Annotated in this window: 8 protein-coding genes and 1 pseudogene; 3 read left to right on the plus strand and 6 right to left on the minus strand. The window is 65.7% G+C overall.

Annotation, left to right across the window (positions count from 1 at the left end; all coding sequences use genetic code 11):
- The 3 genes from secF to yajC form a co-directional block, all read right to left on the minus strand.
- On the minus strand, positions 1-617 hold a 617-nt coding region (gene secF, locus ACESL9_RS15395), incomplete at its 3' end, for a protein translocase subunit SecF (protein WP_372675111.1).
- Positions 618-621: 4 nt separating this feature from the next.
- On the minus strand, positions 622-2,286 hold the full coding sequence (secD, locus tag ACESL9_RS15400) for a protein translocase subunit SecD (RefSeq protein ID WP_372614300.1): 1,665 nt from the start codon (positions 2,284-2,286) through the stop codon (positions 622-624).
- Positions 2,287-2,322: 36 nt separating this feature from the next.
- Positions 2,323-2,607, minus strand: coding sequence for a preprotein translocase subunit YajC (yajC, locus tag ACESL9_RS15405; RefSeq protein ID WP_372614298.1), 285 nt, complete (start codon positions 2,605-2,607; stop codon positions 2,323-2,325).
- Positions 2,608-2,835: 228 nt separating this feature from the next.
- On the opposite strand from yajC, the gene serS reads away from it, so the two are divergent.
- On the plus strand, positions 2,836-4,128 hold the full coding sequence (serS, locus tag ACESL9_RS15410) for a serine--tRNA ligase (protein WP_372614297.1): 1,293 nt from the start codon (positions 2,836-2,838) through the stop codon (positions 4,126-4,128).
- A 61-nt stretch (positions 4,129-4,189) separates the two neighbouring features.
- Positions 4,190-4,900, plus strand: a complete 711-nt coding sequence (locus ACESL9_RS15415) for a hypothetical protein (protein WP_372614295.1) — start codon at positions 4,190-4,192, stop codon at positions 4,898-4,900.
- Positions 4,901-5,042: 142 nt separating this feature from the next.
- Here the strand turns inward: ACESL9_RS15415 and der are convergent, their stop codons facing one another.
- From der to ACESL9_RS15430, 3 genes are all read right to left on the minus strand, one after another.
- On the minus strand, positions 5,043-6,494 hold the full coding sequence (der, locus tag ACESL9_RS15420; RefSeq protein WP_372614293.1) for a ribosome biogenesis GTPase Der: 1,452 nt from the start codon (positions 6,492-6,494) through the stop codon (positions 5,043-5,045).
- Positions 6,495-6,541: 47 nt separating this feature from the next.
- A complete protein-coding gene (locus ACESL9_RS15425) occupies positions 6,542-7,885 on the minus strand; it encodes a PQQ-like beta-propeller repeat protein (RefSeq protein WP_372614291.1) in 1,344 nt (447 codons plus the stop codon).
- A 76-nt stretch (positions 7,886-7,961) separates the two neighbouring features.
- Positions 7,962-8,657, minus strand: coding sequence for a tetratricopeptide repeat protein (locus ACESL9_RS15430; RefSeq protein WP_372614289.1), 696 nt, complete (start codon positions 8,655-8,657; stop codon positions 7,962-7,964).
- A 274-nt stretch (positions 8,658-8,931) separates the two neighbouring features.
- On the opposite strand from ACESL9_RS15430, the pseudogene ACESL9_RS15435 reads away from it, so the two are divergent.
- A pseudogene (locus ACESL9_RS15435) lies at positions 8,932-9,498 on the plus strand (efflux RND transporter periplasmic adaptor subunit); the annotation flags it as partial.

Here is a 9,498-nt window from a genome sequence, read left to right on the forward strand (position 1 = left end):
GTCAGGAGTGCGGCGATGATCGCCAGGTCGAACTTGATCTGCAATTCGCTGAAAATCCCGATGGTCAGCACCACGTCGTGCACCAGCGCGGCCACCGCCCCCAGCGCGAACTGCCATTCGAAGCGCAGCCAGATATAGACCAGCACCGCACCGATCGCCAGAAGCACCGCGATCACCGCCGTCTGGATCAACTCGCCCGAGACTTTCGGCCCGACCGATTCGACGCTGACAAAACGGATGTCGGGCACCGCTTCCTGCAGGGCCGCCTCGACCGCCTCGATCACCTCAGAGCTGACCGATTCCTCGCCTTCCTGCGCCTGTATACGCACCATCGCCACGTTTTCGTCGTCGTCGAAGTTCGGGTCGAAAATCTCGGTAATGGTCACGTCGCCCAGTTCGAGCGAATCGATGGCACCGCGATAAAGGCCGATATCGACCGGCTGCGCGCTCTCGGTGCGAATCGTCGTTCCACCGCGAAAATCGATGCCGTAATTCAGCCCCTGCACGAGGAAACTGGCCAGCGCCAGCAGAATCAGGAACGCCGAGATCCCCAGCCACAGTTTCGGGCGGCTGAAGAAATCCCATTTCGTGTCCTTGGGAACAAGTCTCAGGCGCATGTCGTCAGACCTCCAGCGTCTTGGGACGGCGGCGTTCAAACCACATCACGATGATGAGCCGCGTGACGAAAATCGCCGTGAACACCGATGTCATGATCCCCAGCCCCAGCGTGATCGCAAAGCCGCGCACCGGCCCCGACCCCACCGCGTAAAGGATCACCGCGGTGATGAATGTGGTGATATTGGCGTCCACGATCGCCGAAAGCGCCTTTTCATAGCCCAGTTCGATCGCCCGCGCCGGGCCTTTCGCGGTCTTGAGTTCCTCGCGTATGCGCTCGAACACCAGCACATTGGCATCCACCGCCATGCCCACGGTGAGCACGATCCCCGCGATCCCCGGAAGGGTCAGCGTCGCCCCGATCATGCTGAGCAGACCGAAGATGAGCCCGATATTGATGATCAGCGCCGTATTGGCAAAGAGCCCGAACATGCCATAGCTCAAGAGCATGAAGACCAGCACGGCGGCAAAGGCCACGATGGTGGCCACCTTTCCCGCCTCGATGCTGTCGGCGCCCAGTTCCGGCCCGATGGTCCGCTCTTCGAGGAAATCGAGCCCCGCCGGAAGCGCCCCCGCGCGCAGCAGCACGGCCAGTTCGGTCGATTCCTCCACCGTGAACCGCCCGGTGATGATCCCCGAGCCGCCCGAGATGTGCGCCTGGATGGTCGGCGCACTGATCACCTCGCCATCCAGCACGATGGCAAAGGGGTTGCCAATATTGTCGGCGGTATAGTTGCCGAACCGCCGCGCACCCGACGCATCGAACCGGAAGGTGACGGCGGGCCGCCCGTTCTCGTCGAAACTGGGTTGCGCATCCACCAGATCCTCGCCCGTCACCACAGGCGATTGTTCCAGCACATAGCTCATGTCCCGCTCCGCGCCGCGCCCGGGCAGAACCTCTTCGCCCGGTCCCGCGCGCACATCGTCGTCCGCGCTGCGCGACACCACCGGCTGGAAGGTCAGCTGCGCCGTGGTGCCGATGATCCGCTTCAACTCGGCCGCGCTGCCCAGTCCGGGCACCTGGATCAGGATGCGCTCGGCGCCCTGGCGCTGGATCGTGGGCTCGCGCGTGCCGACCTCGTCGATCCGGTTGCGGATGATCTCGAGCGCCTGGCGCACGGTGCGGTCATCGGTGGCCAGTTTCTCGGCCTCCGACAGTTCGACGATCACCATGTCGTCGTCGGTCGAAACCTCGATATCGTCCGATCCCGACCCGCTCAGGCTGGTGACCGGCCGCGCCAGCCCCCGCACGAGGGCCGCCGCCTCGCCGACCCGGTCGGCCTCCGACACGCGGATGCGCAGCTGGTCATCGGGGCCGGATTGACGCCGGATCGTGCCGATGGTCGCGCGTTCCTCGCGCAGCAAGTCGCGAATCTCGGGCCACATGCCCCGGATCCGGCTGCGATAGACATCCTCGACCTGGACCTCGGCCAGGAGATGCGCCCCGCCGCGCAGGTCCAGCCCGAGGTTGACCAGCCCCGAAGGCAACCACTCGGGCCACATCGCCACCTGCTCGGCCAGGCCATCGGCCGCGCCGCCATTCTCGATGGCGCGCACCGCGTCGTTATGGGTCTCGACCCGCGTGTAGAAGGCGTTGGGCATCGCCAGCATCAGGCCAGCCAACACGGTGGCCCAGATCAGCACCCGCTTCCACGTATCAATCTGCAGCATGTGAGCGCCCCCGAGTCGGCAACCAGTGTACGCGCGTTACGACTTCGCGGGCTCTGTCTTGTTGAGAACCTGGGAGATGGTCGCCTTGACCACCCGCACCTTGACGCCCTCGGCGATCTCGACCTCGATCTCGCCATCGTCCTTGACCTTGGCGACCTTGCCGATCAGCCCGCCCTGGGTGACCACCTGATCGCCGCGGCGCAGAGCCTCCACCATGGCCTGATGATCCTTGAGCTTTTTCTGCTGCGGCCGGATGAGCAGGAAATACATGATCGCGAAGATCAGGATGAGCGGAAGAAACGAGGCAAGCGCGCCGTCCATGGATAAACCCTTTCGATACGTGGCTGGCACGGGCCACGCCCTGGCGCCGCCCCGTGCAAAGTTTGGCGGAACCTATGCCCTGACCCAATGCTTTGCAATCCCCTCGATCCCGGTTTTCGGGCCGGTTCGGACAGCCGCAACCGTTCACCCGCAATCCCCCGTTTACCAGCGGCGCTTAAATCGGCCATAAGGCATCCACAACCACCCGAGTCACGAAGGACAAGACCGATGCATGACATCCGCGCCATCCGCGAAAACCCCCAGGCCTTCGATGCGGCCCTCGCCCGCCGCGGAGAAGCGCCGATGTCGTCGGAAATCCTCGCCCTCGACGAGGCGCGCCGCGCGAGGATTCTCGCCGCCGAAACCGCCCAGGCCGACCAGAACCGCGCCGCCAAGGAGATCGGCGCGGCCAAGGCCGCCGGGAACGACGCCGAGTTCAACCGCCTGCGCGACGAGGTTTCGGCCAAGAAATCCGAAGTGGCACGGATGCAGACCGAGGCGAAGGAGCTCGACCAGAAACTTGCCGACCTCCTGATGACCCTGCCCAACCGCCTCGCCGAGGATGTGCCCGACGGCGCGGACGAATCCGACAATGTCGAGATCCGCCGGCACGGCACCCCGCGCAGCTTCGGGTTCACCGCGCGCGAACATCACGAGATCGAGGGCGTCAAACCCGGCATGGATTTCGAGACGGCCGCCAAACTCTCCGGCTCGCGCTTCGTGGTGATGTCGGGCGGCGTCGCGCGCATCCACCGGGCGCTGGCGCAGTTCATGCTCGACACCCATATCGAGGAACACGGGCTGAGCGAGACATGGACACCCGTGCTCGTGCGCGAAGAGATGATGTATGGCACCGGGCAATTGCCCAAGTTCGGCGAAGACAGCTACAAGACCACCAATGGCTGGTGGCTCGTGCCCACCGCCGAGGTGACGCTCACCAATATCGTCAATGACATGGTGATCGACGAGGGCTATCTGCCGCGCCGCTATGTCGCCCACACCCAGTGCTTCCGCTCCGAGGCGGGCAGCGCCGGGCGCGACACCGCGGGGATGCTGCGCCAGCATCAGTTCGAAAAGGTCGAAATGGTCTCGATCACCCGACCCGAGGACTCGATGGAAGAACATGCCCGCATGACCCGCTGTGCCGAGGCGATCCTCGAAAAGCTCGACCTGCCCTATCGCACGGTGGTGCTGTGTTCCGGCGACATCGGCTTCGGCATGCTCAAGACCCATGACATCGAGGTCTGGCTGCCCGGCCAGAACACCTATCGCGAGATCTCGTCGGTCTCGGTCGCGGGCGATTTCCAGGCCCGGCGCATGAACGCGCGCTACAAGCCCGCGGATGGCGGCAAGCCGCAATTCGTCCACACGCTCAACGGCTCCGGCCTCGCCGTGGGGCGAACCCTGATCGCCGTGCTGGAAAACGGGCAAACCGCCGACGGGTCGGTCGATCTGCCGACCGCGCTTCACCCCTACCTGCGCGGCAAGACCCGGCTTTCCGCCGACGGCACGCTGGTCTGAAACGGCAGGTGCGGCTGCACGGCACCTTGACCCGCGCCGCCCGGCCCCTCATCTTTGACCCATGACACGCGTATTCGCCGTTTTCACCCTGACCATGGCCGTCGGCTTCGCGCTGGTGCCCTTTCTCACATCGGGCTTCAACGGCTTCACCCCCGACCAGTTCCCGGTGCCGCAAACCGATCCACCGGTGCAGCCTGCGGGCTATGCCTTCTCGATCTGGGGGCTGATCTATATCTGGCTCATCGCGGGTGCAGGCTATGGCCTCGTCAAACGGCCCGACGCGCCCGGCTGGCACGAGGCGCGGCCGGCCCTCCTCGTCAGCCTGTTGATTGGCATGTTCTGGATTCCGCTGGCGCAGATCTCGGTGCCATGGGCAACGGTGATGATCTGGCTCATGCTCGTGACCGCGTTGGCCGCGCTGTTGCGCGCGCACCGGCAGGACCGGCTCTGGCTGCGCGAACCGATCGGGCTTTACGCGGGCTGGCTCACCGCCGCCTCGGCCGTTTCGGTCGGGCTGATGCTGGCGGGCTATGGCGTCACCGGGCCGACCGTGGCCGCGCTCGTCGCGCTGGTTCTGGCCCTCGTGATCGCGACCGCCATCACCCGCGCCCGGCCCGACACGCTGGCCTATCCGCTGGGCGTCATCTGGGCGCTGATCGGTGTCGTGGTGCAGAACCTCGCGCCGCTCGACCCGGCCACGCTCGGCCTCGCCGTCATCGGCATCGCAGCCCTCGGGGCACAGGCCTGGCGCAACGCCCGCGCGCTCCGTTAACCATCTGGCGCAACGCATCGGACCGAACGGTTAACCTTTGCCCGGCAGCCGCGTGGCAGCCGGGCGGTGCACGGTTCGTGCACCGCGGTTTCGCGCCCGATCCGCCCCGTGTTAAGATTAACGAATACCCCTGCGGGCGCGGTCACTCGCGCCGCCCCTCCAGGTGCTTGCGCAGCTTCGAGGGCGCCTTCTTCTTGCGATCCTTGTAGGGGTTGCGCTCGCCCTGCCCCCGCATGAAGAGCCGGATCGGCGTGCCGGGCATGTCAAAGTCGTCCCGCAACCCGTTGACAAGATAGCGTGAATAGCTGTCGGGCATCTTGTCGGGATGGCTGCACATCACCACGAATCCGGGCGGCCGGGTCTTGGCCTGGGTCATGTAGCGCAGCTTGATCCGTCGGCCCTGCGGCGCGGGCGGCGGGTGCGCCTCGACCATCTCGCCCAGCCAGCGGTTGAGCGCGGCCGTCGGCACCCGCCGGTTCCACACCTCGTGGGCCTTCAGCACCGCCTCGCGCAACCGCTCCACCCCCCGCCCCGTCTTGGCCGACACCGTCACCAGCGGCGCCCCCCGCAACTGCGGCAGAAGGCGATCGAACGCCTCTTTCAGGTCGCGCAATTTCTGTTGTTTTTCAGGCTCCAGGTCCCATTTGTTGATCGCCACCACGACCGCGCGCCCCTCGCGCTCGGCCAGGTCGGCAATCCGCAGATCCTGCTGTTCGAACGGGATCTCCGCATCGAGCAGGACCACCACCACCTCGGCGAATTTCACCGCGCGCAAGCCATCCGACACGCTCAGCTTTTCCAGCTTGTCCTGCACCTTGGCGCGTTTGCGCATCCCGGCCGTGTCGAAGATCCGAACCGGCACGCCCTCCCAGTCCAGCGTGAGCGAAATCGCGTCCCGCGTGATTCCGGCCTCCGGCCCGGTAAGCAGACGATCTTCGCCCAGTATCTTGTTGACAAGCGTGGATTTTCCCGCGTTCGGCCGCCCCACTACCGCGACCTGCAAGGGCCGGTCGCGGGTCGGCGTCCGCGGTGCGTCCTCGTCACCATCCTCCACCGCCACATCGGTCTCGGGCGCATCCTGCGCGGCGCGTTCGGCAAAGGCATCCGAAAGTGGCGCCAACATCGAATAAAGCTCGTTCAGTCCCTCGCCATGTTCCGCCGAAAGCCGCACCGGCTCACCGAGTCCCAGCGAATAGGCTTCGATCAATCCCGCATCCGCCGCCGACCCTTCGGCCTTGTTGGCGGCGAGGATCACATGCGCCGATTTCTTGCGCAGGATCTCGGCGAACACCTCGTCGGTGGGTGTGACCCCTGCGCGGGCGTCGATCATGAACAGGCAGATATCGGCCATCTCGACCGCGCGTTCAGTGAGCCGCCGCATCCGTCCCTGAAGGCTGTCATCGGTCGCCTCTTCGAGGCCCGCCGTATCGATCACCGTAAAGCGCAGATCACCCAGCCGCGCCTCACCCTCGCGCAGGTCGCGGGTCACGCCCGGCTGGTCATCAACCAGCGCAAGGCGCCGGCCGACCAGCCTGTTGAACAGGGTGGATTTGCCCACATTGGGCCGTCCCACGATGGCGAGGGTAAATGTCATCTCAAGGCTCCGGGCGTGTCAGATCGCCCCGATACATCACCAATGGCTCAACGGAAAGCGTAAAGCGCCCCCTTTGACGAGACCACATACATGACGCCACCCGCAAAGACCGGGTTGGTGGTGGCCCCGCCGGGGATCTCGACCGTGCCGGTGGCCTCCCCAGAAACCGGGTCAAAGGCGCGGATCAATCCATCATTGCTGGCCACGATCAGTTGCCCACCCGCGATTACCGGCCCATAATGGACGAACACCTCTTTCTGCCGCCGCGGCCGGTCCTTGACGAAGAACGGCAGCTTGGTGCCCCAGATCCGGCTGCCGTCCTCGGCGTCGAGCCGCACAAGCTCGTTCTGATCCGAAACCAAAAAGAGCGACCCCCCCGCCATCCAGACCGGGTTGAGCGGCCCCTCCTCCGACGTCCAGCGCCGCTCCCCCGTGCCCGCGTCGAGCGCGACCAGCCGTCCGCCATGCGTGCCGACATAGGCCGTGGTGTCCGACAGGACCGGATCACCCGTGATGTCCGTTATGCGCGCGCGGCTGACGCCGTCACGATGCCCCGAGATCACCGAATTCCAAAGCCGCAAACCGCCGCCGCGGAATGTCGCCTGCACCTCGCCAGAGCCGAAGGCGAAGATCGCCACCTGATCGTTCACGGCCGGGGCCGGCCCGCCCAGAACGTTGTGCACGCTAGGCGTCGAATCGAACTGCCAGCGAATACGCCCGTTTTCGGTGTTGATCGCCCACCCCGTGCGGTCCCCCGCGACAAGATACACCGTGTCGCCCATCACCGTCGGCGCACCCGATCCCGTCGCCTCGAGCTTCTGCTGCCAGATCTGCTGGCCGCTCTCGACATCGAGCGCGGTCAACAGGCCGAATCCCGACGATACGAAGAGCTTGCCGTCGGCAACGGCCATGCCGCCCCCTGTGGCATCGCGCCCACGGTCACGCGGCGGCACGAGATCGGTGGACCACGCGGTTTCACCATCGGTGCCCGTCGCCGTCACGCGCGCCTCGGAATCGAGCGTGAAGATGCGCCCGTCCGCCACCACCGGGTCAGCGGTGATACGGTTGCGCCGTGCATCTCCCGCGCCGATATCGTTGTTCCAGATCATCTCCATCGCACCGTCAAAGGCCGGATGGGCGACCCGCGTCGCCGGGCTTCCGTGGCGCTGCGTCCAGTCGGCATTGGCCACCGCATCGGGCAGGTTCAAGGGCAGCGCACGGTTCTCGGGCACGTCTTGCGCGGCCAACTCGGCCTCTTCGTCGCTCAGGATGGCGCGCAGGTTCTCGCGCTCTCCCGGCAGGATGACCTGGCGTTCGGCGCAGGCGCCCAACCCCACAAGAGCGGCCAATCCGAGGGCCCAGCCGCAATTCCTGACCGATCGCGTTTGCATTGTTGCCTGTCCTGCCCGTGTCTCAGCCCAGATCATGGCCCACCTACCTTGTCATTCCGGCCCCGTCGTCGCGACGTTATCCGCCGTTCGTGACCGCCATCGCGTCGTTATCGCGCACGGGAGTTTCCGGTTCGCCGCCCAGTGCCACAATCAACTGAGATGCCCGCCGACGCAAGCCCGCCGTTGCCTCCTCGTTCTGTGCAATCTCCTGAAACCGCTCGATCGCATCGTCGGTCGCGCCGGTTTCCACGTCGATCAGCGCAAGTTGCTCTTCGGCAAGAATCCGCAACTCCGATCCCGGCCCGATCAACGACGCATAGCCCTCGCGACGTTCCTCGGGCGAAAGGCTGTCTGCCTGGAGCCCCAGCAGCTTGAACAGGGCAAGCTGGCGATAGACCAGGGGCAGTTCAGAGCGTTCCGACATCTCTTCCAGCGCGGCGACCGCCGCCTCTTGTTCGCCGGCCTCGACCTGCTCGCCCGCTTCGAGCAATGTGGCCACGGCCCGTGCCCCTGCACTCTCGGGCTCGAGCGCCGAAAGAGCGCGCGCGCGCTCCGCCGCGTCGTCGGCCTGCAATGCCGCGATCATCGCATCACCGGTCTCTTGGGCGGCACGCTCGGCGTTGGCCTTGCGCCATTCATTCCACGCTGCACCACCGACCAGCAGCACAACCGCCAGGATCGCGATCCATCCATACCGCCGCATCAGCGCGAACAAACGGTCGCGCCGCACCTCTTCGGTGACTTCCTCGATAAAACTGTCGCTCTGGCTCACGCGCTCACCCTCTCTTGCTTCCGCCCCTCTTAGCGCAGCACCCGCGCGCTGCCAAGGGTCGCACATGCGGCGATCATCGGGCGCTGCCAAAGAAAAACCTCGCACGTCGCCGCTTGAATTCCTTCCAGCACGGCACTAAACTGAACCCGTGAGTTCACTTTCGGTGCCGCAGCATCCTCAAGCCCCGTATGGTGCTTGCAAACGGCTGAATTTTGTCTAACCAGCCGACAAGCGCAGGAGAGCGCCCGGCAAATGGTCGCGAAAGGCAAGTTTTATGCGCATCATCCCGCTTCTGACGGCCTGCCTCGTGACAGCGTTCCTCTACCTGCTGATCATCGAACGCGACCTGCTCTTTGCCTTTGCGCGCGGTGAAGCCGCCGCCGAGGCCGCGCCAGACAGCACGCAACCGGAAGAGGTCGGCGCGGCGCAATCCGATGCCATCCGCGTCGTCGCCATGCGTTCCGAAGCCCAGGTGATCGACAGCGCCGTGGTCCTGCGCGGTCAGACCGAGGCCGCGCGACAGGTCGAGGTGCGGGCCGAAACCTCCGGTCTCGTGGTTTCCGAACCGTTGCGCAAGGGCGCCTTCATCGAAGAAGGTGAATTGCTCTGCCGTCTCGACCCGGGGACCCGAGCCGCATCGCTGGCCGAGGCGCGTGCGCGGCTCGAAGAGGCGCGTGCCCGCGAGCCCGAGGCCGAGGCCCGCATTCCCACGGCAGAAGCCCAGCTCGAAACCGCCAAGGCACAACTCGAAGAGGCCCGCATCAACGACAACGCCGCGCGCAGGCTCTCCGAGGGCGGCTTTGCCTCCGAATCCCGCGTCGCCTCTGCACGCGCCGCGATC

Origin of the sequence: Aquicoccus sp., from assembly GCF_041686535.1 — a bacterium.
GTDB lineage: Bacteria > Pseudomonadota > Alphaproteobacteria > Rhodobacterales > Rhodobacteraceae > Aquicoccus.